General features: G+C 69.9%; 1 protein-coding gene. It reads right to left on the bottom strand.

Annotated features, from left to right (window positions below; genetic code table 11):
• Nucleotides 1-20: 20 nt before the first annotated feature.
• Nucleotides 21-1,090, bottom strand: a protein-coding gene (locus FHS22_RS39765) for an IS630 family transposase (RefSeq protein ID WP_420830060.1) whose coding sequence is annotated in 2 segments (ribosomal slippage) — nucleotides 21-607 and nucleotides 607-1,090 — 1,071 coding nt in all. Because the reading frame shifts where the segments join, the coding sequence is not laid out codon by codon here.
• Nucleotides 1,091-1,158 lie beyond the last annotated feature (68 nt).

Below are 1,158 nucleotides of genomic sequence, written 5' to 3'. Positions count from 1 at the left end.
CTGAGCTTTAACTCGCGGAGTTACACCAAGTTGAAGGCCAGACCGGTCCCTGCCAGGCAGCCGTCGATCAGATGCGGCCGGTACTGGATCTTCTTCAGCCCCCGCTTGACCACCCGCACCAGCTGATCCAAGCCCGCCACCGCTAGGTTGGCCAGTCCACCACGGTTGAGCAGCGACCAGACGCCCTCCACCGGGTTGAGGTCCGGAGCGTACGACGGCAGCCGGACCATGCGCAGCCAGTCGGCGTTCTCGGCGATGAAGTTCCGCATCGGCGCGCAGGTGTGCCGGTTGAGGTTGTCCCAGACCAGCACGATCGGCGCGCCGAGTTGCAGGTGCGCCATGACGAGCAGGTCGCGGTAGTCGCACCAGGTGAAGCTCGCCGTCTCGCCCGCGTGCCGCCGGTAGACGTGCACCCGGTAGATCAGCCGGGACCGCTCACCTGGCCGGTAGCAGACCATGGCCGCGACCGAGACCCGGCCTGCGCGCCGGCCCGGCACCCTCACCACCGGGGTCGCGCCGCGCGGCGCCCAGGTGCGGGCGGCCGGCGGTCTCAGCGTCCGGCCGCACTCGTCTTCGAAGCAGACCCAGGCATCCAGGTCCGCCGCGGTCTTTCCACGGCGGGCCACACCTCCGTCTTCCACACCACGATCGCGTCCTCGTCGCGCTCGCATGCCCGGCGGGCGGGCACCTGGCACGACCAGCCGTGCCGCCTGAGCAGTTTCCACACCCCGGGCAAGGAGTAGCTCCGGTGGAACATCCGGCCGATCACTCGCCGGATGCGGGCCAGGGTCCAGCACTGATCGTCCCAGCCGTAGGCGGCCGGGCCGCGACGCAGCGCCGCTTCCAGCCGAGCGAACTGGGTCTCGTCCAGCAGCGGCAGCGAGGCCGGGCCCTTGGAGGCCAGCGCCGCGCTGCCGCCGCGCGCCCAGGCGCGGCGCCACCGGTTGGCCGACATCCGGCTGACCCGCAGGTCCTTGGCCACGTGGGCGTCGGTGTAGCCGGATGCGAACAACTCGGCTGCCTCCAGTCGGAGCTGCTCGCGCTTGACGCGTTGCGCGGCGGTCAGCCCGCCGCCTTGTGCGTACCGCATGACCTGGACGTACCGCCAGAACCCTGGAGGATCACATGATCGGAGAACATCACGAATTAAAGGTCAGT

The sequence above is a fragment of the Thiemannella venezuelensis genome (assembly GCF_014203605.1).
GTDB classification, from domain to species: domain Bacteria; phylum Actinomycetota; class Actinomycetes; order Streptosporangiales; family Streptosporangiaceae; genus Planomonospora_A; species Planomonospora_A venezuelensis.
The sequence above is the reverse complement of the archived record's forward strand: the minus strand, read 5'-3'. Positions and strand labels throughout refer to the sequence as shown.